Source organism: Bacillus cereus group sp. N31, assembly GCF_016483245.1.
Classification (GTDB): domain Bacteria; phylum Bacillota; class Bacilli; order Bacillales; family Bacillaceae_G; genus Bacillus_A; species Bacillus_A toyonensis.
In genome coordinates, this window is record NZ_JAEHCH010000001.1 from 537,268 (window position 1) to 559,276 (window position 22,009).

The window sequence follows — 22,009 nt, forward strand, 5'->3', positions numbered from 1 at the left end:
GAGGCGCAGTCTTATGATTAATCAAGAACGTTTAGTAAATGAATTTATGGAATTAGTACAAGTAGATTCTGAAACGAAATTTGAAGCAGAAATCTGCAAAGTATTAACAAAGAAATTTACAGATTTAGGTGTAGAAGTATTTGAAGATGACACAATGTCTGTAACTGGTCATGGTGCAGGTAACTTAATTTGTACTTTACCAGCAACAAAAGATGGCGTGGATACAATTTACTTTACTTCTCATATGGATACAGTAGTTCCTGGTAATGGAATTAAGCCTTCTATTAAAGATGGATATATCGTATCAGATGGTACTACAATTTTAGGTGCGGATGATAAAGCAGGATTAGCGTCAATGTTCGAAGCAATTCGTGTGTTAAAAGAGAAAAATATTCCTCATGGTAAAATTGAATTTATTATTACAGTTGGAGAAGAATCTGGACTTGTTGGTGCAAAAGCATTAGACCGTGAGCGCATTACAGCGAAATATGGTTACGCATTAGATAGCGATGGAAAAGTTGGTGAAATCGTTGTTGCAGCTCCAACACAAGCGAAAGTGAACGCAATTATTCGCGGGAAAACAGCTCATGCTGGTGTAGCACCAGAAAAAGGTGTATCTGCAATTACGATCGCAGCGAAAGCAATTGCGAAGATGCCACTTGGTCGTATTGATTCTGAAACGACTGCAAATATTGGACGTTTTGAAGGTGGTACACAAACAAATATCGTTTGTGATCATGTACAAATCTTTGCAGAGGCTCGTTCTTTAATCAACGAGAAAATGGAAGAACAAGTTGCGAAAATGAAAGAAGCATTTGAAACAACTGCAAAAGATATGGGTGGTCAAGCAGACGTTGAAATAAACGTTATGTACCCAGGATTTAAATTTGCTGATGGCGACCACGTTGTAGAAGTTGCAAAACGTGCAGCTGAAAAAATTGGTCGCACACCTTCTCTTCACCAAAGTGGTGGCGGAAGTGATGCAAACGTAATTGCAGGACACGGTATTCCAACAGTTAACTTAGCGGTTGGTTATGAAGAAATTCATACAACAAACGAGAAGATTCCTGTTGAAGAATTAGCGAAAACAGCAGAATTAGTTGTTGCAATTATTGAAGAAGTAGCGAAGTAATAAAATAAAAAAGACGTGTGAACCAATTATGGTTTACACGTCTTTTTTATTTTGACTCAACTGCTTTCACTAGGCGGATAAACCAATATAAGAAAATCCATGGCAATATATAAGTTGTTACGATACTTAGTAAACGAGGGAGGAGTCCAGCTGTATTAATATTAAAAATGGGGAGTAGTAAGTAATTAATTAAGAGGATTAATATAATAATGAGAAAGGTAGAGTTAAGTTTACTATTAGATTTCATAATAAGTCACTACTTTTACAATAATATCCATCTTACGTATTAAGTATAGCAAAATAAGGATAAAAAGAATAAGTAATTATTATATTGTACATGAATTTGGTATAATGAAGGAACAAATGTTCTTTGGAGGGGGTAGTACTATGCGAGAAATGTATCCGAAAAATGGCCGTGTTATTTTACATGTGGATATGAATTGTTTTTTCGCATCTGTTGAAATTGCTCATGATTCATCATTACAAGGAAAGCCATTAGCGGTTGCTGGAAATGAAAAAGAGAGAAAAGGAATTATTATAACGTGTAGTTATGAGGCGAGAGAATATGGAATACGTACGACGATGCCTCTTTGGGAAGCGAAAAGGTTATGCCCACAATTAGTTGTAAGGCGTCCTAATTTCACATTATATCGTGAAGCTTCATTTCAAATGTTTCAAATCCTTTCCCGTTTTACAGAAAAGATACAACCAGTCTCTATAGATGAAGGATATTTAGATATTACAGATTGCTATGCACTCGGTTCGCCTCTTGAAATAGCAAAGATGATTCAACAAGCGTTGTTAACAGAGCTACAGCTTCCGTGTAGTATTGGGATTGCTCCAAATCTTTTTCTAGCAAAGACCGCTTCAGATATGAAAAAGCCTCTTGGTATTACTGTACTTCGAAAACGTGATATTCCAGAATTGATTTGGCCACTTCCAGTTGGAGCCATGCATGGAATTGGTGAGAAAACAGCTGAAAAATTAAATGATATTCATATACAGACAATTGAACAATTGGCAAAGGGAGACGAGCATATCATTCGCGCTAAAATTGGAAAGCACGGTGTTGATTTACAAAGGCGTGCAAAAGGTATGGATGATAGAGAAGTTGATCCGAGTCAAATGGGACAGCATAAAAGTGTCGGTAATTCGACGACCTTTTCAAAGGATATGGATGAAGAGAAAGAGTTACTTGATATGTTAGAACGTTTATCAAAATCAGTGAGTAAAAGATTACAAAAGCGAACTCTTGTCAGCTATAATATTCAAATTATGATTAAATACCATGATAGGCGAACGGTAACACGGAGTAAGCAATTGAAAAATGCCATTTGGGAAGAACGCGATATTTTTCAAGCAGCATCCCGTTTATGGAAGCAACATTGGGATGGTGATTCCGTTCGTTTACTAGGTGTTACAGCTACTGAAATAGAGTGGAAGACAGAATCGGTGAAACAATTAGATTTGTTTTCATTTGAAGAGGATGCGAAAAAAGAACCGTTACTTGCTGTCATTGATCAAATTAATGATAAGTATGGAACACCGCTTTTACAACGAGGTAGTCAACTACTACGTAAGCAAGAGAAGTCGTTTCAACAAAAGTTAGAAAATAAGTTTATGTAGAAGGTGTCATGAAGTAGTAAATATCATGACACCTTTCATATTTAACTCGCTTCTAAATTTAAAGAAGTCTTCCACCCAGCAGCAGTAACGCCAGATTCTAATAACATTCTACTTATTATTTTTTCAATTAAGATAGCCGCATTTGTCTTGCAATGTAATGTAGCCTGTATACAGACTTTTTGCTTAGAATCTACATCTTCACTATATAACTCTTTTAAACCGAGACCTTCTGTACTTACCATGTGCATGAGTAAAAAACGAATATGTGCTTCATTTTCTTCGGAACAAGTAAGAGAAAGGAAGTAGTTTGTTTGTTCAGGTGATTCTTCTTTTGATTTTTTATTCATAAAGAGAGCGATCGGGCGAAGTAGTATATTTGCTAGTAAAACGCCGGTTGCACCTAATATAGCTGCAAGGAGAAAACCAGCGCCTGTAAGAGTACCGACAGCAGCAGCACACCATAAAGTAGCAGCACACCATAAAGTAGCAGCAGTATTTAATCCTCTAATACTAAAACCGTCACGGATAATCACACCGCCTCCTAAAAAGCCAATCCCACTAACAACTTGAGCAGCAATACGTGAGGGGCTAGCATCATGATCAAGCATGACGGATAATAAAACAAATATACAGGCACCAAGTGATACGAGAGCATTTGTCCGTAAACCGGCCATCCGGTGTCTCCATTGCCTTTCCATTCCGATGCAAGCACCTATAATAATTGCGATAAATAATCTTAATACAATGTCATACCATACCATCATGGTCACCTCCATACATATAAGTACGTGTTATGTTTTTAAGAATGAGTGGGGAGTACCCACTCATTCTCGTTTTTATCCCGCTATTTACGGGCAGTAAGACCCCCACCTCAAAATTAAGCGAAAACAAAACAGTTAGGTGGGGGTCGGGCTGCCCGTAAAAGCCCGATTGGTGTGGGCTAATAATCAGTGGGGGATGAAAAAAACCCCCACTGATTAAAGTTTCACTTTATAACCAGCTATGAAACTTTTTAATATAAACTTTTTTCAGGAATTGTGTTAAGAAAGCATAGCCTAATAGTATTCCTACTAGCCAAGGGAAATAGCTAAGTGGTAATGCTTGTAAACCAACGGCCGCACCAAGCGGTGAGAATGGAATATAAATTCCGATTGCCATAATACAAGCGGTTAATAAAAGTACCGGTGCTGATGCAGTACTTTGAATGAATGGAATCTTCTGTGTTCTTATCATGTGAACGATTAAAGTTTGTGTGAGCAGTCCAACGACAAACCAACCAGATTGGAATAATGATTGTTCGCTAGGTGTATTTGCACCGAAGACATTCCACATGACTACGTATGTGATAATATCAAATATGGAACTAATTGGACCGATACAAATAATGAAGTTCCGTAAGTTTGCAGTATCCCATTTTCTCGGTTTTTCTAAAAATTCTTTATCCATTTTGTCCCATGGAATAGACAGCTGTGAAATATCGTAAAGCAAGTTTTGAATTAAAAGGTGAATGGCAAGCATCGGTAAAAAGGGAATGAAAGCACTTGCCACTAACACACTAAATACATTTCCAAAGTTAGAGCTAGCCGTCATTTTAATATATTTTAAAATATTTCCGAACGTAGTGCGTCCTTCTAAAATACCCGCTTCTAATATAGTTAAACTTTTTTCAAGTAGAATAATATCGGAAGACTCTTTTGCGATATCAGTTGCAGTATCAACAGATATTCCAACGTCAGCATCACGTAGTGCTACGGCATCGTTAATACCATCCCCCATATAACCTACTGTATGACCGTTCCCCTGTAAGGCACGAATAATGCGAGATTTTTGCATTGGATTTAGTTTTGCGAACACTGTTGATTCTTCGGCTAGTTTTACTAATGCTTTATCTGGTAAAGAATCGATCTCGTAGCCAAGGATAGGCTCACCAATATCCAATCCAACTTCTTTACAAACTTTTTTTGTAACAATTTCATTATCACCAGTTAAAATTTTTACTTGTACACCATGTTTCTGTAATGCTTGAATAGCAACAGCTGCAGATGGTTTCGGTGGATCTAAAAAGCCAATATATCCAGCGAGAATCATATTAGTTTCATCTTTTACCGCGTACTCTTTATCATTTATTTTTCTATCTTTTTTATAAGCTACAGCAATTACACGCATACCTTCGCCATTCAATGTCTCACTTAGTTGTTTGACATTTGAGCGCATTTCCTCGGTAAGTTGAACAATCTTTCCGTTTGCTTCAGTGTAGTTACAAATGGATAAAATTTCTTCTACGGCACCTTTACAAACCATTGTATGTTCACCTGAGATGTCTTTGACGATGACGGACATGCGACGGCGGGCAAAATCAAATGGAATTTCATCTAGTTTTTGAAACGTTGAAGGGTCGAACTTTTGTTTTTCTTCTGTATGCTCAATAACAGCTTTATCTATTAAATTTTTCAATCCGGTTTGATAGAAGCTATTTAAATATGCAAACTGTAATACACGATCGCATGTATTACCAGTAGGATCTAAATGTCTAACAAGAACAACTTTATCCTCTGTCAATGTCCCAGTTTTATCTGTACAAAGAATGTTCACCGCGCCTAAGTTTTGAATAGAATTTAGCTGTTTTACAATAACTTTTTGCTTAGACATGTTCACAGCACCTTTAGCTAAATTAGCAGTTACAATCATTGGTAACATTTCAGGTGTAAGACCAACTGCAATAGCGATAGCGAAGAAGAAAGCTTCTTGCCAATCACCTTTTGTGAATCCATTAATGAGAAGGACAATGGGCGCCATAATAAGCATGAATGTAATTAAGAGCCAGCTTACTTTGTTTACACCTTTATCAAAGCTTGTTTCTGCGCGCTTTCCGATTACTTTATTCGCTAAAGAGCCGAAATACGTATCGGTACTTGTTGAAACGACAACAGCTTTTGCGCTACCACTTACAATATTCGTACCCATAAAGCAAAGGTTTTCCATATCGAGTGGATTGAAATTTTTTTTCATATTTTTCGGTAAGATATGCTTGTTTTCTGTATGGTAGCAGTTTTCGTATTTTTCTACAGGAAGTGCTTCCCCGGTTAATGAAGACTGATTAACAAATAAATCTTTAGCTGATAAAATACGCACATCAGCTGGAACGATGTCACCGGCTGAAAGTGAAATAATATCGCCAGGTACAAGTTCTTCAATTGGAATTTCTATTGTATAATTTCGATTTAAATTCGTTACGTTTTTTGTTTCGTGTACAAATCCATCTATTCTAAAGACGCTCGCGGTTGCTCGAACCATAGCCTTTAATTTATCCGCGGCTTTTTGAGAGCGGAATTCTTGTAAAAAGCGAATCGTTGAACTTAGCAGTATCATTACAGATACGACAATTGTTCCTTGCATGTCATCTGTGAAAAAAGAGAGCGCTCCAAGAGCTAATAAAACAAAAATAAATGGATTTTTAAATGCCAGCAGAAATTGAATGTACCACGGCAATGTTTTATTATGAGCAATTTCGTTCGGACCATATAAAGAAAGTCTACGGGACGCTTCTTGTTTAGAGAGTCCATTTTCTGTAGTTTCTAGAAGTTTTAATGCAGAGTTTATATCTTGTGTTGCAACTTCCACTAATACTTTGTTATTTGTTTGCATGCTATCTTGATCGTAAGCATGCTTTGCTTCTTGTCTTTGTAAATTTAACATCGGTAGTTCCTCCTTTGTCATGAAGGAGGAAACAATCTGTTACTCGACTATTTAAAATTAGGAGGAACAGCTTCTTTCCTACCTACATGATGAAATATGAACGTAAAACATATGGGTATCTGGGCCGAATCATCACTTGCCACTGTTCCTCACCTCCGTCCAATTTAATAGTTTCTGAATATGCTATGTTTGTTTCATAGTCAGGTGCATAAAGACATAAAAAAGACCTTTACTCACAACGAGTAAAGGTCTGAATTCACAGTTGAAAAACGTCCACACGAAAGCCTGTTAGTAAACATAGCTAAAAACAGTTTTTGTGTATGACAAAATACATGCACCTCTCCCTCGTTGAGTTTTAGCACTGTATAGCATAGGTACTGAAACCAGCTACGTTAAAAAAGGCCTTCATTCCGACCTTTCCTGTTGACCCATTGGCGTCTCTCGACATTTTTGGGCAGCAGCGTTTCTCTATACAGGAGCCTCACCTAACAGAGACCATATTCAATTACATGTTGAATGTTAGCACTGTAAAATCGTAGTGTCAATATCTTTTTAATCTGTTTTTTTGAAAAATCAAATAGATTTATGAAGGGTATATAGTATGAAATAAGTTGTATTTTTTGAGAATAAGTTGGAAAAATAAAAAATAATGAACATAAATAAAAAGCACTCATTACAGTGCTTTTTATAATAGATTATGAGATTGTAGGATTTTCAAAAATAACAATTTCTGAGTTATTTGTTGTTGAAACGCGTTGTGCGTAATATGTTAAAGCTGAAGAAATATATGTTGGTAATGTCTCATTTGTATGTGATGTTGTATATTCATGGATTAATTCTTTTAAAGTCGTCCATTCTAATTGTGCTGGGTGATCAGACACGAAAGAACTTACCCAGCGATCAAATGAAGATGAAAAATCAGTTTGTAAACGAAATACTTCTTTCATAATAAAACGCTCCCTTAAAATGTAGTACAATCATTTTACCACAAAACACGAACGATAGCTAAATTTTTTGAGTATAACGTTCGTGTTATATAGTTGTCTAGATGATTGGTTATGTAAATTCAATTTGCCATTTGAAATAACATTCCGTAAGATGAAAGATAGATTATATAAAGAGCTGGAGGAAAGAAAGTGGAATTTGTATTTTTAGGAACTGGTGCAGGTGTTCCTTCAAAAGGAAGGAATGTTTCAGCAATTGCTTTGCAGTTGTTAGAAGAACGAGGACAGACTTGGTTATTTGATTGTGGCGAGGCGACGCAACATCAAATACTACATACGTCTGTACGTCCACGCCGCATTGAAAAAATATTTATTACGCATTTACATGGCGATCATATTTTTGGATTGCCGGGTTTATTGGGTAGCCGTTCGTTTCAAGGTGGAACAACAAAATTAACAGTGTACGGACCAAAAGGAATTAAACAATTTATTGAAGTGGCATTATCAGTAAGTACGACACATGTGAAATATCCACTTGAAATCGTTGAGATAACAGAAGAAGGTACTGTGTTTGAAGATAATGAGTTTTATGTAGAAACGAAAAAATTGTCACATGGCATTGAATGTTTTGGATATCGTATTGTAGAGAAAGATATACAAGGTGTTCTTTTAGTCGATAAATTGCTCGAAATGGGAGTGAAACCAGGGCCAATCTTTAAGCGTTTAAAAGATGGAGAAGTAGTTGACTTAGAGAATGGTACGATACTAAATGGAAAAGATTTTATCGGTCCGCCTCAAAAGGGAAGAATTATTACCATTTTAGGTGATACACGATATTGCGAAGCGAGTAGAGAGCTAGCACAAAATGCTGATGTACTTGTTCATGAAGCAACTTTTGCGGCAGACGATGAACAACAAGCGCATGATTATTTTCATTCCACATCTAAGCAAGCTGCGAGCATTGCACTTCATGCAAATGCGAAACGATTAATATTAACTCACATTAGTTCTCGTTATCAAGGAGATACATATAAGGAATTATTGAAAGAGGCACGAGAGTTATTTCCTAATACAGAAATAGCGACAGATTTAAAATCATTTCCAGTAGAAAAATAATGATTTTTAGAAAAATGGTAACATTAGGTTACCATTTTTTTATGTCTAAAAAATTTTAAAAATAAAACTGTTATTATTTTATACTTAAACTTGGATGATACAGAAACTTAGAATGGTTTGAATATATAGGATAAAAATACGTAATAATGATTATTTAGAAAAACTGTTATATAAGTCAGATGACATACAAGTAATACAAATAGCAGAAAGGGACTTTTATTCAGAACTTTTAAAATTCAACAAAAGTAAGCGTTTTATAAAAAACAAGCTATAATGAGGGCAGATTACAATTTATTATAAGTCACATGCATATTAGTCATTGTCGTAACAAGTGAAGTTGACTAAAACATGAGAGAGTAATATGGAGATTATAATAGGAAAGATATCATTGTTTGTACTAAGTCTTTTTTACTTTTTAGCTAAACGGTATGATTAGCTAGTGTAGCTGTTGCAAGTGCTTTAGTAGAAGCTTTTTTAATAATAAGTTGGTGGGGATTTAATTGGTATACCACTCTTTAAAAGAGTTCAGAACATCAGCAGGTAGTCTAGGTTGAGTAGCGGGTGCAAATTTAGTTGTATTAGCAATGGTTATATCACCTGTTTATGCTATGCTTGCAATGGCTTCTGTGTTAAACTTTGGATTGCTACCAGGATTTATTGCTGGTTATCTTATATCGTTTTAAATGAAAGTAATGCTATATTTCTTATGTATTATGGTATCTGGTATTATTTCAGGATATTGGTTCATTTTATTCAAAAACTATCCAATTCGTACAGCGGAACAAATTCGTGGTAGAACTGGAACAGCAACAAATGTGGCAGCTTAATAAAATAGTAGAATAAATTTTTTTCATAGAGGTTTAGGGGGAGTTATGATGAAGTACCGCTCAGTGTTTGATATTATTGGTCCGGTTATGATTGGTCCATCAAGTTCACATACAGCAGGCGCGGCAAGAATGGGGCAAGTTGCTCGTCAGCTGTTTCGTCATGAGCCAGAGAGAGTTAGCATTTCATTATATGGTTCATTTGCAAAAACATACCGTGGTCACGGTACGGATGTAGCGCTAATCGGTGGAATACTTGGATTTGAAACAGATGATTTACGTATTCCAAGTGCGTTAGATATTGCAAAAGAACGCGGGATTGAAGTGGAATTCATTGAAGAAGATGCAAATGCTCCGCATCCAAATACAGCGAAAATTCGTCTGTATAAAGGTGAAGAGGAAATTGAAGTTGTTGCTTGCTCAATTGGTGGCGGTAAAATTGAAGTTGTAGAATTAAACGGATTCGATCTTCAATTAACAGGCACGAGTCCAGCACTACTTATTGTAAATAACGATCGCTTTGGTGCTATCGCAGCTGTAGCTTCCATTCTTGCGAAACACGAGATTAACATTAGTACAATGAGCGTTTCTCGTAAAGAAAAAGGAAGAAGAGCGCTTATGGTCATTGAAACAGATGAATTGTTAGCAGATGAAGTGATTGAAGAAATAAAAGGGCAACAAAATATTTGTCAAGTAACTATTATGGATTAATTGCAGGGGGGACACACCATGTTTCGGAACGCAGCGGAACTAGTGGCGCAAGCTAAAGAACAAAATGTAAAAATCGCAGAAATTATGATTCAATGTGAAATGGAAACAAGACATATTTCACGTGAAGAAGTAATTGCTGGTATGGAAAAGAACTTAGTCGTGATGGAACAAGCAGTAGAACGTGGTATTCGCGGCGTGAAATCACCAACTGGTTTAACTGGCGGTGATGCTGTAAAAGTTCAAGCGTATATGAAGAGCGGAAAAGGCTTATCTGGAGATACGATTTTGGACGCAGTGAGTAAAGCTGTTGCAACAAATGAAGTAAACGCGGCGATGGGGATTATTTGTGCAACACCAACAGCAGGTTCTGCTGGAACAGTGCCAGGTGTACTGTTTGCACTGAAAGAAAAATTACAACCTACACGTGAAGAAATGATTGAATTTTTATTTACAGCAGGAGCTTTCGGTATGGTAGTTGCGAATAATGCTTGTATTTCTGGTGCGGCAGGAGGATGCCAAGCAGAAGTTGGTTCAGCAAGTGGAATGGCAGCGGCAGCAGCAGTTGAGATGGCTGGTGGAACACCAGATCAAGCAGCTACAGCGATGGCAATTTCATTAAAGAATATGCTTGGTTTAGTGTGCGATCCTGTTGCAGGACTTGTAGAAGTACCTTGTGTAAAGCGTAATGCAGCGGGTGCTTCAAATGCGATGATTTCAGCGGATTTATCATTAGCTGGTGTAACGAGTACAATTCCATGTGATGAAGTGATTGAGGCAATGTTTAGAATCGGACAAACGATGCCAGTAGCACTTCGTGAAACAGCTGAAGGCGGGCTTGCGGCAACACCGACAGGTCGTCGTCTACAAGAAGAGATTTTTGGAAAGAGTAATAACTAAAAGTATATGATGATAAAAAATGGAGCTCAAGTAAGATTGAGCTCCATTTTTATTTTTCTTTTGTGAGTTGTTCCAATGTTTTTCCAAGATCATGTGATCGTTTCGTTGCCTGTGTAATACAAGAAACGAGTGCTTGTTGAAATTTATTTTCCTGTAATACTTCAATGCCTGCTTCGGTAGTTCCGCCAGGAGATGTAATTTCTTTTCGCAAAATAGAAGGGTGTTTTTCGCTTGCTTTTAGCATTTCAGCAGCACCAATCATCGTCTGAAGAATAAGCGATTTTGCAACATCTTCTTTTAAACCAATTTTTTTTGCGGCGTCTTCCATCGCCTCTACTACGTAATAAATATAAGCTGGTCCACTTCCAGACAATGCAGTGACAGCATGCATATCTTCTTCCTCTACAACAGAGACGAGACCGACCGTTTCAAATAAAGATTTTGCAGTTTGAATATGTTCCGCTGTTGTATGTTTTGAAGGCGAAATAGCGGTAGCTGATTTTAAAATAGCGGCAGATGTATTTGGCATTGCACGAATGATCGGAACGTTTTTTTGAAGTAGGTTTCTAATCGAGTGAGTAGAAACACCTGCTAATAACGAAATAATAAGCAAATCCTTATTTATATATTCTTTAAGAGGGGTAAGCGCTTCTGCAACATCCTTTGGTTTCATTGCTAGAAAAAGAATATTTGTATTAGCAAGTAGTTCTTTTTTGTTATGCGTACCTTTGACACCATATTTTGTATGTAGCTCTTGTAACCTTGTCTCGTTAGAACGATTACTTACGGTAATTTGTTCTCCTTTAACTACATTTGCGTGTAACAATCCACCAATAATCGCTTCGGCAATAGAGCCTGCACCGAGAAAGGATATGTTTTGAATAGACATGATGTTCCTCCTTTAAACTTGGTTAGAAATACTTATAAATGTACATACATTCGGTTTTTTATAGAAAACACCTCTTTTTATCTGAAAATAATGACAAATTTATATAGAAGTTGTAAACTGAAGAGGTATTCATTTTTGAACCGGAAAGAGTCAGGGGGGGCTAAGCATGACGGCGATTCACCGAATGGAGATTCCTGTGCCATTTGCAGTTGAGACTGTGAATGTGTTTTTAGTTGAGGGGGAGACATTAACATTAATTGATACAGGGACGAATACAGAAGAGGCAAAAAATGCGTTAGAAAGTCAATTAGGTGCATTAGGTTATACGATAGAAGATATTGAAACGGTAGTGATTACGCATCATCATGCGGATCATTGTGGACTTTTAAATATATTTTCTGAGAAAACGAATATTATTGGACACCCTTGGAATGAGCCGTGGATCACGCAAAATCCAGAGTTTTTAAAGCGGTATCATGAGTTTTTTAGAGAGACAGCCTTGCAGTTCGGTGTTCCAGCAGCATTTTTGAATGACGAGGCATTATTGACGACAAGGACACTTAAATATTCTTGTAATAGATCGTTAACACATACTGTGAGAGAGGGGGATCGTATTGATTCTTTACCTGGGTTTACAGTAATTGAAACCCCAGGTCATGCTTCTACTCATATTTCTTTATATAGAGAATCCGATGGGATATTAATTGGTGGGGATGCTCTCATTAGTCATATTTCTTCAAATCCAATATTAGAACCACCATATGAAGGGCAAACGGAAAGAGCACGTCCATTGCTACAATACAATCAAACGTTAAAACGTTTAAGTGAAATGAATATTTCACGTATTTTATCAGGGCATGGGGAAGATGTTCTAAATGTGAAACAACTTATTGAAACGAGGTTACAAAAGCAAGAAACACGTGCATTTAAAGTACTTGAGTTATTAAAGGAAAAACCGATGACAGCATTTGAAGTATGTGTGAAGCTATTTCCAGTATTATATAAAGAACAATTGCCGCTTACTATCTCCGAAACTGTTGGACAATTAGACTTTTTAGCATATAATCAACAAGTGATGATTGATGAATCTTCGCAACAATTGATTTATTATGCAAAGTAGGTGACAGCAATGACAGGACGCTTACAAGAAAAAGTAATCGTCATTACAGGCGCTTCTAGTGGAATTGGAGAGCAAGTTGCAATGCAAGTTGCAGAGCAGGGAGCGACTCCAGTATTAATGGCTCGAACAGAGGAGAAACTACAAGCGTTAGCAGACAAAATAAAAAAAACTTATAATACGCCTTGCTATTATTATGTATTAGACGTAAGTGAAGAGACGAAAGTACAATCTGTTTTTTCAAAGGTATTACAAGAAGTGGGACGTATTGATATATTGGTAAACAATGCGGGTTTTGGTATTTTTAAAACGTTTGAAGAGGCATCAATGGATGAAGTAAAGGATATGTTCCAAGTAAATGTATTTGGACTAGTAGCTTGTACGAAAGTGGTATTACCTTATATGGTAAAAAGAAACGAAGGACATATTATTAATATAGCTTCACTTGCTGGGAAAATTGCAACTCCGAAATCGAGTGCGTATGCAGCAACGAAACATGCCGTATTAGGGTTTACGAATAGTTTGCGCATGGAATTATCCAATACAGATATTTATGTAACAGCAATTAACCCAGGACCGATAGATACAAACTTTTTTGAAATAGCTGATCAATCTGGTACATATGTAAAAAATATGGGACGTTACATGTTAAAACCAACATATGTAGCAGAACAAATCGTAAAGGCGATGCAAACGAAAAAACGTGAAGTGAATTTGCCGAAGTGGATGGGAATGGGGCCTAAGCTCTATGCTTTATTCCCTGGTTTATTTGAACGTGTAGCGGGAAAATCATTAAGTAAAAAATAGGAGATTTCCATATGGAAATCTCCTATTTTTTTATTTTCCAGTCACATAATCGTAAACGGTATCCTCAATTGCCTCGTATACGTCAATTTCATTATTCGAATGAATGATCGCTTGAATATGTTTCACTAACATTTCCTGATCCTCTTTTGATACAGGATTGCATTGATATTGCTGAAAACTTTTTATAATCATTTTCTCAATTAATTTTTCATTCATATTTTTTCCCGCCTGTATGTACGTATGTATTGTTTTTATTGTACTTGAAGTGAAATAAAAAAACTACTATGCACTATTTTCGTATAAAAATTCGGTTGAGTATATTGTTTTTCTAGTAAAATTAAGTTTTTTTAGTTTTTAAAATTTATAAATATTTAATTGACTCTATAAATATACAATATTATAATCATACTTAATTTAAAGAATCGATTTGAGGAGGAACTTATGAAAGTCGCAATTATTGGAGCCACTGGATATGGGGGCATTGAGTTAATTCGTTTATTAGAACAACATCCATATTTTTCTATAGCATCTCTTCATTCTTTTTCACAAGTTGGTGAGTGTATAACAAATGTATATCCGCATCTTCGAAATGTCCTCGTTCATACGTTACAAGAAATTGATGTGGAGACAATAGGGAAAGAAGCAGAAATCGTATTTCTAGCAACACCAGCAGGAGTATCGGCGGAGTTAACTCCCAAGTTAGTAGCAGAAGGTTTAAAAGTAATTGACCTATCTGGAGACTTTCGTATGATAGATCCTTCGTCATATGAACTGTGGTATAAAAGGCCAGCAGCAAAAGAAGAAATTCTTAGAAAAGCAGTGTATGGGTTAAGTGAATGGAAAAGGACTGAGATTCAAAAGGCAAATTTAATTGCAAACCCAGGATGTTTTGCTACAGCTGTATTATTAGCGATAGCGCCGTTAATGCGTAGCGGCATAATTGAAGAAGATTCCATTATTATTGATGCGAAATCAGGAGTATCTGGAGCGGGCAAAACGCCAACAACAATAGCTCACTTTCCTGAGTTATATGATAACTTACACATTTATAAAGTTAATCACCATCAGCATATTCCTGAGATTGAGCAAATGCTTGCAGAGTGGAATAGTGAAATGAAGCCAATCACGTTTAGTACACATTTAATACCAATATCACGGGGGATTATGATTACACTTTATGCGAAAGTGAAAAAGGAAATGAAAATAGAGCAGCTTCAAAAATTGTATGAAGAAACGTATGAATACTCAGCTTTCGTTCGAGTTCGCTCTCATGGAGAATTTCCAAGTCCGAAAGAAGTAAGGGGCTCAAATTATTGTGATATTGGGGTAGCTTACGACGAAAGAACAGAAAGAGTTACGGTCGTTTCTGTTATAGACAATATGATGAAAGGCGCGGCTGGGCAAGCGATTCAAAACGCAAATGTATTAGTGGGATTGGAAGAGACAACAGGTTTACAGCATATGCCGCTTTATCCATAAGGGGGACATGATGATTAAAGTAGCGTCTATTACAAAATTAGAAAGTGGTTCAATTGTAACACCGAAAGGCTTTTCGGCAATCGGTACTAGCAATGGTTTGAAAAAGGAGAAAAAGGATTTAGGTGCAATCGTTTGTGACGTACCAGCATCATGCGCCGCTGTTTATACAACAAATCAAATACAAGCAGCACCCCTGCAAGTAACGAAAGATAGTATAGCAACTGAAGGGAAATTACAAGCAATTATCGTTAATAGCGGAAATGCAAATGCTTGTACAGGAATGAAAGGTTTGCAAGATGCTTACGAGATACGAACATTAGGGGCAGAACACTTTGGTGTAAAAGAAAATTACGTTGCGGTCGGTTCAACTGGTGTAATTGGAGTACCTTTACCGATGGATAGCATCCGCAAGGGAGTTACATCTCTTATACCGACAAAAGAAGTAAGTGAAGCTCATTCTTTTTGTGAAGCAATTTTAACGACGGATCTTATAACGAAAGAAACTTGTTATGAGATGATTATTGATGGAAAAGAAGTGACTATCGCTGGTGTTGCTAAAGGTTCAGGAATGATTCATCCGAATATGGCAACGATGCTTAGTTTTATTACAACAGATGCCAATATAGAGCATGAAGTATTGCAAACAGCATTATCACAAATTACGAATCATACATTTAACCAAATTACGGTAGATGGAGATACTTCTACAAATGATATGGTCATCGTTATGGCAAGTGGATTGTCGGAAACGAAACCAATCAATATGGAACACACAGATTGGGAAACTTTCGTATTTACTTTACAGAAGGTATGTGAAGATTTAGCAAAAAAAATTGCACAAGATGGTGAAGGTGCTACGAAGTTAATAGAAGTAAATGTGCTAGGGGCTAAAGCGAGTGAAGAGGCAAAGAAAATTGCAAAGCAAATAGTTGGTTCAAGTCTTGTGAAAACCGCAATACACGGTGAAGACCCAAATTGGGGGCGAATTATTAGCAGTATTGGACAAAGTGAAGTAACGATTAATCCAAATACAATTGATATTACTCTTCAATCTATCGTTGTGCTAAAAAATAGTGAACCTCAAATATTTTCTGAAGAGGAAATGAAAAAGAAATTAAAAGAACATGAAATTATTATTGATGTGTATTTACATGTAGGAAAAGAGACCGGATCAGCTTGGGGATGCGACTTAAGTTATGATTATGTAAAAATAAACGCTTGTTATCGTACATAAGGAGAGAGAAGATGAGTGATTATATCGTAATTAAATGCGGCGGTAGCATGTTGGATCAATTAAATGATGTGTTTTTTGATTGTATAAAGAAATTGCAACAGAAGTATAAGGTAGTGATTGTTCATGGTGGTGGCCCAGAAATTGATGCCAAATTAAAAGAGTGTCATATCAAAGTGGAAAAAAGAGATGGATTACGAGTAACACCAAAAGAAGTGATGGATGTTGTTCAAATGGTGCTATGTGGTAGTACAAATAAAAAGTTTGTAATGAATTTACAAAAGCATAATTTACTGGCCGTAGGGCTTTCAGGGTGTGACGGTAATTTACTTCAAGTTCAACCTGTCAGCGAAGAAATAGGATATGTAGGAGAGGTAAGTTATGTAGAAACAACCTTATTAAAAAAATTAATAGATATGAATTATATTCCTGTTATTGCCCCAATCGGAATAAATGGTAATGAGGTGTATAACATAAATGCGGATACTGCTGCAGCTGGGATTGCGGATGCGCTATCCGCAAAAGAACTTATTTTCATTACAGATGTAGATGGGATATTACATGAAGGGAAATTGGTAAAGAAAACGGATGAGTCTGAAATTGCAACTTTTATAGAAAAAGGTGTTATTACAGGCGGGATGATTCCGAAAGTACAGGCGGCACTTACATCATTAAAAATGGGAGTACAAAAGGTAAGTATTGTGAATGGTACAAAGGATTTTACTGAGGTCACAGGCGAGTGTATCGGAACGACGGTAACGAAAGGCGTGAGTATTGTATGACGAGTCATCTTTTTCAAACGTATGGAAGAAGAAACGTTGAGTTTGTAAAGGGGAATGGAACGAAAGTTATTGATAAACATGGTAAGCAATATGTAGATTTCACTTCCGGTATTGGAGTATGTAATTTAGGACATTGTCATCCTACTGTTGTAAAGGCGGTTGAAAAGCAACTTGGAGACATATGGCATATATCGAATTTATTTACAAACTCCTTACAAGAAGAGGTTGCATCGTTAGTAACAGAAAATACAGCATTAGATTATGTGTTTTTTTGTAATAGCGGGGCAGAGGCGAATGAAGCAGCTTTAAAGCTAGCTCGTAAGCATACTGGAAAATCTCTAGTCGTAACATGTGAGCAGTCTTTTCACGGTAGAACATTTGGAACGATGAGTGCAACAGGTCAAGATAAGGTGAAAGAAGGGTTTGGTCCACTACTTCCGTCTTTTTTACATATCCCTTTTAACGATATACAAGCATTAGAGGAAGTAATGAATGAAGAAGTTGCGGCAGTAATGATAGAAGTTGTTCAAGGAGAGGGCGGAGTCATACTAGCTGATTCGTTTTTTTTAAAAGAAATCGAAATATTATGTAATAAATACGGTTCTCTATTTATTATAGACGAAGTACAAACGGGTATAGGAAGAACCGGAACACTATTCGCTTACGAACAGATGGGAATAAAACCTGATATCGTTACTATCGCTAAGGCTCTTGGAAATGGTATTCCCGTTGGAGCAGTAATTGGTAGGAAAGAACTGGGCTCTTCTTTTAATGCGGGATCACACGGTTCAACTTTTGGAGGGAATTATATTGCGATGACTGCTGCGAAAGAAGTGTTACAGGTAAGCAAGGAACCATCCTTTTTAAAAGACGTACAGGAAAAGGGCGAATACGTATTAAAGAGATTGCAAGAAGAGTTATGTCATGTCGAATGTATTCAAAATATTCGTGGCAAGGGGCTTATGATTGGAATCGAATGTAAGCATGAAGTTTCAAATTTTATAGAACAACTTGAAAAAGACGGGCTACTCGTATTACAAGCAGGGCCTAATGTCATAAGACTATTACCACCACTCATTGTAACGAATGAAGAGTTAGAACAGGCAGTATATATGATAAAAAAAGTAGTTTGTACAAAAAACGTATCAATCATATAAGGGGGAAATTTCATGTCAACTGTACAAGTACCGAAATTAAATACGAAAGATCTTTTAACACTAGAAGAATTAACGAAAGAAGAAATTATTTCTTTAATTGAGTTCGCTATATATTTAAAAAAGAATAAGCAAGAGCCTTTATTACAAGGTAAAATATTAGGGCTTATCTTTGATAAACATTCAACTCGTACTCGTGTATCTTTTGAAGCAGGAATGGTACAGCTCGGAGGACATGGAATGTTTTTAAGTGGGAAGGAGATGCAAATCGGAAGAGGAGAGACCGTTTCTGATACTGCGAAAGTACTGTCTCATTATATTGATGGGATTATGATACGTACATTCTCACACGCGGATGTAGAAGAGCTGGCAAAAGAATCGAGCATTCCTGTTATTAATGGATTAACGGATGATCATCATCCTTGTCAAGCATTAGCAGATTTAATGACGATATATGAAGAAGTGAATACATTTAAAGGAATTAAATTGGCTTATGTAGGTGATGGGAATAATGTGTGTCATTCGTTACTGTTAGCGAGTGCAAAAGTCGGAATGAATATGACTGTGGCAACACCCGTAGGGTATGAACCGAATGAGGAAATTGTTAAAAAAGCGTTAGCGATTGCTAAAGAAACAGGCGCTGAAATTGAAATTTTGCAGAATCCTGAATTAGCGGTACAGGAAGCAGATTTTATTTATACTGATGTTTGGATGAGTATGGGGCAAGATGGAGAAGAAGAGAAATATACTTTATTTCAACCTTATCAAATCAATAAAGAACTTGTTATGCATGCAAAGCAAACATATCGTTTCTTACACTGTTTACCTGCTCATCGTGAAGAAGAAGTAACAGGAGAAATTATTGATGGACCACAGTCTATCGTTTTTGAGCAAGCTGGTAATCGATTACATGCTCAAAAAGCATTATTAGTAAGTTTATTTAATAATGTAGAAGAACCTTCCTAAAAGGAAGGTTTTTTATATTAAAATGTCGGATGTATATTTGGTTAATTATTTTTATATCATTTATAATAGAAAGAGAAAACTAAATTTGTTATTCAGTGCGTGTAAGGACATACTACATATAAAATATAGTTAAAGAGATGATGAGAGTGAAAACAACTAAGCAAACATATTCGTTTTTTCAGCGGATGTGGAGAATATTAAAGTTTCAATATTATAAGTTGCTTCGATCGCCAGAAGGAGCAAAGAAAGTGTCGTTAGGTTTTGCTATTGGTTTTGGTTTAGAAATGTTAGTAATTTATACAGCATCGCTCGTATATGTAATATTTTATCCAATCGTTCGATTAGCAAAAGGATCATTTCCTGCTGCAGTTATTGGCAATATTATTGGGAAAATATCGTTTCTCCCAGTGTTTTTATTTCCGCTTGCGTATGCGCTAGGGAAAATGATTTATCCATTTCATGTACAAAAAATACATCATGAACCATTCACGATATCGGACTTGTTTTCAAGTCACATTTTCACGATGTTAAAGAGCTTATTACAGAGTGAAGTATATGTATTAATTGGAATGACAATTTTAGGAGTTGTATTCGGTGTAGTTTCATATTTCGTTGTGCATTATTTATATGAAAAGAATCGTAAGTTACGTTTGAAGAACAGAAAGAAAAAAGTGAGAGAACCACTTGTACAAATATAAAGAATGGCACATTCATTTTCTCCTTTGAATATGTTTAAGAAAAAGGGGGAGAGAATGGATGTATTATTACTATGTACCTCAAGTATACCCATATATAAATTATTATCCGGTAAATGATCTGAGACAGCAAGTTGGAGTGTATCAACAGCAACAATTTCAGCAATTGCCACAAATACCACCACAACAATCGACGCAAGATCAAAAACCATATTTAACGACATGGCCATATTCAAATGTATACTACGGTAACTATTATGAATCATAAAGCTGCTTCTATTTAGAAGCAGCTTTATGCGTTTGTTTTCAAAATTAAATTTTGAATGGTTTGAAGAGATTGAATGAGCTTTTCGCGCTCTTCCTCAGATAATGTTTGGAAATTTTCTTTTAGTTTGTCTAAAATGAATTGCTGATACTGATTTACTAATAATTTCCCTTCAGCTGTTAGAGAAATTAAAATGACCCGTCGATCTTTTTCGCTATAATGACGCTCTATTAGTTCCTCTTGAATAAGTTTGTTTAATAGAGGTGTCATGTTAGGCCTTGAAATCGCTAGCCGCTTGCCGATTTCGGAAACTGCTAATGTGCCATTTTCATGCAAAAGTAGTAATACTTGTGTATGTGATGGCGGCATATGTCTTTGAGAAGAAAATTCTCCAGGAAGCATAAATTTGCGATAAAAAAGAGGCACTAGCGAAAGAAGATGATCAACAATACGTTCCCACTCGCGTGATTCCATATAAAGGCCCCCTTCCACTTTCATTGTAACAAAAAAGACATGGTATAAAAATAGAATTGTTTCACAGCAGCTTTAATATTTGTAGGATAACACTTGCTTTGTAAATGTATTAGCAATAATCGCATAGCCGTTATCATTTGGGTGCACTTGGTCAAATAGTAAATCTTTTTTATCATTCGATATTAATTTACGAATTGGTAAAACGATAGACGGTTGATTTGCTTTTGAAATGGAATAAACGGATTCATTCCATCCGTCTAAAAACATGTCTGCATAACTTGCGATGGAGTCATCGAGTTGTAACGGGTTATAGAGTTCTGAGAGAATGAGTAAAGCGTTCGGATTTTGATCTCGAACTGTCTTTACAATAGTTTGTATATCCGCTTCAAAATGAGCTTTTTCTTTATTTAACATTTTAATACCATCTATAACACCGACATCACGATTTAAGCGAAATAAATTATTTCCTCCAATATTAATCGTAATTATATTTGCAGCTCTAATTTTTTGCTTTACATCTTCTGATTGAACTTTTTTAGCGAGACGATCTGTAGTAAGGCCGTTTATCCCAAGATTTTCTACTGTAATTGGTTTATGAATTTGTGCCTCTATTTGTCTGGAAGCTAATTCAGCAAATCCACCTTGTGTCGATCCATATCCTTTAGCGAGTGAATCGCCTAATACGAGGTGATAAAAGGAGTCGTTTGTTTGCTTATCAATCCAACTTGGAGCAGATGTTTTCTCTGTTTTGTCTTCAGGTTCGTTTTGTTTTGTCTCATCGTTCTTTTCAAAATTAGAATAAGAAATGATTAGAAGGAGGAGACAAACAACTATTAAGATGACTTTTTTCATAAATTCATCCTCCTTGTAATTGGTAATTGTATCATATTCAGCAGTATTAGCAATGTAAGGGCATATTATATGTTTATGAAAAGTTTACAATAACTTTACAGAAAATTTGTTGAAGTTTGTCAAAAAATATTGACGATACGAAAGAGTTTTATATATGATAATGTCAGATAAGGTGAAATGCTACTTAGTGGGAGCTTTATCTCCCGTTAATTGTTAGTCTTCATCAATCGAGCGTTTAAGGGGACTACTCGTTAGCGCAGGATGAAATGAAAATCGTGTCTCTAATAGAAGAAAAAAGGTATGTGATTATGGACCGATAGGGATTCATTTCATTATTTCTGGTAATTGTATA

The 22,009-nt window shown here is 36.1% G+C and carries 23 protein-coding genes and 1 riboswitch; of the genes, 15 read left to right on the forward strand and 8 right to left on the reverse strand.

Going from position 1 to position 22,009, the window contains the following annotated elements:
- Window positions 1–13: 13 nt before the first annotated feature.
- The gene (locus JDS81_RS02915) at window positions 14–1,132 is read left to right on the forward strand and encodes a tripeptidase T (RefSeq protein ID WP_000609820.1); all 1,119 of its coding nucleotides are present in this window, start codon (window positions 14–16) and stop codon (window positions 1,130–1,132) included.
- A gap of 46 nt (window positions 1,133–1,178) precedes the next feature.
- Here JDS81_RS02915 and JDS81_RS02920 read toward each other — a convergent pair whose 3' ends face one another.
- Window positions 1,179–1,379, reverse strand: a complete 201-nt coding sequence (locus JDS81_RS02920) for a hypothetical protein (protein WP_002093303.1) — start codon at window positions 1,377–1,379, stop codon at window positions 1,179–1,181.
- 140 nt (window positions 1,380–1,519) lie between these two features.
- Between JDS81_RS02920 and JDS81_RS02925 the strand changes: the two genes are divergently transcribed.
- Entirely contained in the window at window positions 1,520–2,758 is a 1,239-nt protein-coding gene (locus JDS81_RS02925; protein WP_087949748.1) for a DNA polymerase IV, read from the forward strand.
- 41 nt (window positions 2,759–2,799) lie between these two features.
- On the opposite strand, the gene JDS81_RS02930 is transcribed toward JDS81_RS02925, so the two are convergent.
- The 3 genes from JDS81_RS02930 to JDS81_RS02940 all read right to left on the reverse strand — a co-directional run bounded on the left by JDS81_RS02930 (window position 2,800) and on the right by JDS81_RS02940 (window position 7,401).
- Window positions 2,800–3,519 (reverse strand): MgtC/SapB family protein, encoded by a 720-nt coding sequence (locus JDS81_RS02930; protein WP_199688496.1) that lies wholly within the window; start codon window positions 3,517–3,519, stop codon window positions 2,800–2,802.
- 229 nt (window positions 3,520–3,748) lie between these two features.
- Window positions 3,749–6,454, reverse strand: a complete 2,706-nt coding sequence (gene mgtA, locus JDS81_RS02935; RefSeq protein WP_142316300.1) for a magnesium-translocating P-type ATPase — start codon at window positions 6,452–6,454, stop codon at window positions 3,749–3,751.
- 332 nt (window positions 6,455–6,786) lie between these two features.
- A riboswitch (M-box (ykoK) riboswitch) is annotated at window positions 6,787–6,954 on the reverse strand.
- Between the two features lie 195 nt (window positions 6,955–7,149).
- A complete protein-coding gene (locus tag JDS81_RS02940) occupies window positions 7,150–7,401 on the reverse strand; it encodes a DUF3932 family protein (protein WP_000665711.1) in 252 nt (83 codons plus the stop codon).
- Window positions 7,402–7,590: 189 nt separating this feature from the next.
- Between JDS81_RS02940 and rnz the strand changes: the two genes are divergently transcribed.
- The 4 genes from rnz (at window position 7,591) to sdaAA (ending at window position 10,946) form a co-directional block, all read left to right on the forward strand.
- Window positions 7,591–8,514 carry a ribonuclease Z gene (gene rnz, locus JDS81_RS02945; protein ID WP_097952996.1) on the forward strand — a complete coding sequence of 308 codons (924 nt, stop codon included), beginning with the start codon at window positions 7,591–7,593 and terminating at the stop codon, window positions 8,512–8,514.
- A 683-nt stretch (window positions 8,515–9,197) separates the two neighbouring features.
- Window positions 9,198–9,341 carry a hypothetical protein gene (locus JDS81_RS02950; RefSeq protein WP_000867046.1) on the forward strand — a complete coding sequence of 48 codons (144 nt, stop codon included), beginning with the start codon at window positions 9,198–9,200 and terminating at the stop codon, window positions 9,339–9,341.
- Window positions 9,342–9,389: 48 nt separating this feature from the next.
- A complete protein-coding gene (sdaAB, locus tag JDS81_RS02955) occupies window positions 9,390–10,049 on the forward strand; it encodes an L-serine ammonia-lyase, iron-sulfur-dependent subunit beta (RefSeq protein ID WP_000877455.1) in 660 nt (219 codons plus the stop codon).
- A gap of 18 nt (window positions 10,050–10,067) precedes the next feature.
- Entirely contained in the window at window positions 10,068–10,946 is an 879-nt protein-coding gene (gene sdaAA / locus JDS81_RS02960; RefSeq protein ID WP_000489451.1) for an L-serine ammonia-lyase, iron-sulfur-dependent, subunit alpha, read from the forward strand.
- Window positions 10,947–10,995: 49 nt separating this feature from the next.
- On the opposite strand, the gene proI is transcribed toward sdaAA, so the two are convergent.
- The gene (proI, locus tag JDS81_RS02965; protein ID WP_000027276.1) at window positions 10,996–11,835 is read right to left on the reverse strand and encodes a pyrroline-5-carboxylate reductase ProI; all 840 of its coding nucleotides are present in this window, start codon (window positions 11,833–11,835) and stop codon (window positions 10,996–10,998) included.
- Window positions 11,836–12,001: 166 nt separating this feature from the next.
- On the opposite strand from proI, the gene JDS81_RS02970 reads away from it, so the two are divergent.
- Window positions 12,002–12,955 carry an MBL fold metallo-hydrolase gene (locus JDS81_RS02970; protein ID WP_000125110.1) on the forward strand — a complete coding sequence of 318 codons (954 nt, stop codon included), beginning with the start codon at window positions 12,002–12,004 and terminating at the stop codon, window positions 12,953–12,955.
- Window positions 12,956–12,964: 9 nt separating this feature from the next.
- Window positions 12,965–13,759 (forward strand): SDR family oxidoreductase, encoded by a 795-nt coding sequence (locus JDS81_RS02975; RefSeq protein WP_097952997.1) that lies wholly within the window; start codon window positions 12,965–12,967, stop codon window positions 13,757–13,759.
- Window positions 13,760–13,789: 30 nt separating this feature from the next.
- Here the strand turns inward: JDS81_RS02975 and JDS81_RS02980 are convergent, their stop codons facing one another.
- A complete protein-coding gene (locus JDS81_RS02980) occupies window positions 13,790–13,975 on the reverse strand; it encodes a YqzH family protein (protein ID WP_001003213.1) in 186 nt (61 codons plus the stop codon).
- Window positions 13,976–14,200: 225 nt separating this feature from the next.
- Between JDS81_RS02980 and argC the strand changes: the two genes are divergently transcribed.
- From argC to JDS81_RS03015, 7 genes are all read left to right on the forward strand, one after another.
- Window positions 14,201–15,238, forward strand: a complete 1,038-nt coding sequence (argC, locus tag JDS81_RS02985; protein WP_097952998.1) for an N-acetyl-gamma-glutamyl-phosphate reductase — start codon at window positions 14,201–14,203, stop codon at window positions 15,236–15,238.
- A 10-nt stretch (window positions 15,239–15,248) separates the two neighbouring features.
- Window positions 15,249–16,472 (forward strand): bifunctional glutamate N-acetyltransferase/amino-acid acetyltransferase ArgJ, encoded by a 1,224-nt coding sequence (gene argJ, locus JDS81_RS02990; RefSeq protein ID WP_000598404.1) that lies wholly within the window; start codon window positions 15,249–15,251, stop codon window positions 16,470–16,472.
- Between the two features lie 11 nt (window positions 16,473–16,483).
- Entirely contained in the window at window positions 16,484–17,251 is a 768-nt protein-coding gene (gene argB, locus JDS81_RS02995; protein ID WP_001286769.1) for an acetylglutamate kinase, read from the forward strand.
- The gene (locus JDS81_RS03000; RefSeq protein WP_000200529.1) at window positions 17,248–18,408 is read left to right on the forward strand and encodes an acetylornithine transaminase; all 1,161 of its coding nucleotides are present in this window, start codon (window positions 17,248–17,250) and stop codon (window positions 18,406–18,408) included. Before argB ends, JDS81_RS03000 begins: the two co-directional genes overlap by 4 nt.
- Window positions 18,409–18,420: 12 nt before the next feature.
- Window positions 18,421–19,371, forward strand: a complete 951-nt coding sequence (gene argF, locus JDS81_RS03005; protein ID WP_097952999.1) for an ornithine carbamoyltransferase — start codon at window positions 18,421–18,423, stop codon at window positions 19,369–19,371.
- Window positions 19,372–19,508: 137 nt separating this feature from the next.
- Window positions 19,509–20,069 carry a DUF2062 domain-containing protein gene (locus JDS81_RS03010; protein ID WP_002059978.1) on the forward strand — a complete coding sequence of 187 codons (561 nt, stop codon included), beginning with the start codon at window positions 19,509–19,511 and terminating at the stop codon, window positions 20,067–20,069.
- A 58-nt stretch (window positions 20,070–20,127) separates the two neighbouring features.
- A complete protein-coding gene (locus tag JDS81_RS03015) occupies window positions 20,128–20,334 on the forward strand; it encodes a hypothetical protein (RefSeq protein ID WP_000291937.1) in 207 nt (68 codons plus the stop codon).
- Between the two features lie 24 nt (window positions 20,335–20,358).
- Here the strand turns inward: JDS81_RS03015 and JDS81_RS03020 are convergent, their stop codons facing one another.
- Together JDS81_RS03020 and JDS81_RS03025 are read right to left on the reverse strand one after the other, a co-directional pair.
- Window positions 20,359–20,805, reverse strand: a complete 447-nt coding sequence (locus tag JDS81_RS03020) for a MarR family winged helix-turn-helix transcriptional regulator (RefSeq protein ID WP_000445820.1) — start codon at window positions 20,803–20,805, stop codon at window positions 20,359–20,361.
- Between the two features lie 72 nt (window positions 20,806–20,877).
- Entirely contained in the window at window positions 20,878–21,657 is a 780-nt protein-coding gene (locus tag JDS81_RS03025) for a GDSL-type esterase/lipase family protein (RefSeq protein ID WP_097953000.1), read from the reverse strand.
- Window positions 21,658–22,009 lie beyond the last annotated feature (352 nt).

Bases quoted from the DNA above. Each gene is read 5' to 3' on its own strand.
- JDS81_RS02915 (WP_000609820.1), top strand. From the start codon at position 14: ATGATTAATCAAGAACGTTTAGTAAATGAATTTATGGAATTAGTACAA.
- JDS81_RS02920 (WP_002093303.1), bottom strand. From the start codon at position 1,379: ATGAAATCTAATAGTAAACTTAACTCTACCTTTCTCATTATTATATTA.
- JDS81_RS02925 (WP_087949748.1), top strand. From the start codon at position 1,520: ATGCGAGAAATGTATCCGAAAAATGGCCGTGTTATTTTACATGTGGAT.
- JDS81_RS02930 (WP_199688496.1), bottom strand. From the start codon at position 3,519: ATGGTATGGTATGACATTGTATTAAGATTATTTATCGCAATTATTATA.
- mgtA (WP_142316300.1), bottom strand. From the start codon at position 6,454: ATGTTAAATTTACAAAGACAAGAAGCAAAGCATGCTTACGATCAAGAT.
- JDS81_RS02940 (WP_000665711.1), bottom strand. From the start codon at position 7,401: ATGAAAGAAGTATTTCGTTTACAAACTGATTTTTCATCTTCATTTGAT.
- JDS81_RS02950 (WP_000867046.1), top strand. From the start codon at position 9,198: ATGAAAGTAATGCTATATTTCTTATGTATTATGGTATCTGGTATTATT.
- sdaAB (WP_000877455.1), top strand. From the start codon at position 9,390: ATGAAGTACCGCTCAGTGTTTGATATTATTGGTCCGGTTATGATTGGT.
- sdaAA (WP_000489451.1), top strand. From the start codon at position 10,068: ATGTTTCGGAACGCAGCGGAACTAGTGGCGCAAGCTAAAGAACAAAAT.
- proI (WP_000027276.1), bottom strand. From the start codon at position 11,835: ATGTCTATTCAAAACATATCCTTTCTCGGTGCAGGCTCTATTGCCGAA.
- JDS81_RS02970 (WP_000125110.1), top strand. From the start codon at position 12,002: ATGACGGCGATTCACCGAATGGAGATTCCTGTGCCATTTGCAGTTGAG.
- JDS81_RS02975 (WP_097952997.1), top strand. From the start codon at position 12,965: ATGACAGGACGCTTACAAGAAAAAGTAATCGTCATTACAGGCGCTTCT.
- JDS81_RS02980 (WP_001003213.1), bottom strand. From the start codon at position 13,975: ATGAATGAAAAATTAATTGAGAAAATGATTATAAAAAGTTTTCAGCAA.
- argC (WP_097952998.1), top strand. From the start codon at position 14,201: ATGAAAGTCGCAATTATTGGAGCCACTGGATATGGGGGCATTGAGTTA.
- argJ (WP_000598404.1), top strand. From the start codon at position 15,249: ATGATTAAAGTAGCGTCTATTACAAAATTAGAAAGTGGTTCAATTGTA.
- argB (WP_001286769.1), top strand. From the start codon at position 16,484: ATGAGTGATTATATCGTAATTAAATGCGGCGGTAGCATGTTGGATCAA.
- JDS81_RS03000 (WP_000200529.1), top strand. From the start codon at position 17,248: ATGACGAGTCATCTTTTTCAAACGTATGGAAGAAGAAACGTTGAGTTT.
- argF (WP_097952999.1), top strand. From the start codon at position 18,421: ATGTCAACTGTACAAGTACCGAAATTAAATACGAAAGATCTTTTAACA.
- JDS81_RS03010 (WP_002059978.1), top strand. From the start codon at position 19,509: ATGATGAGAGTGAAAACAACTAAGCAAACATATTCGTTTTTTCAGCGG.
- JDS81_RS03015 (WP_000291937.1), top strand. From the start codon at position 20,128: ATGTATTATTACTATGTACCTCAAGTATACCCATATATAAATTATTAT.
- JDS81_RS03020 (WP_000445820.1), bottom strand. From the start codon at position 20,805: ATGGAATCACGCGAGTGGGAACGTATTGTTGATCATCTTCTTTCGCTA.
- JDS81_RS03025 (WP_097953000.1), bottom strand. From the start codon at position 21,657: ATGAAAAAAGTCATCTTAATAGTTGTTTGTCTCCTCCTTCTAATCATT.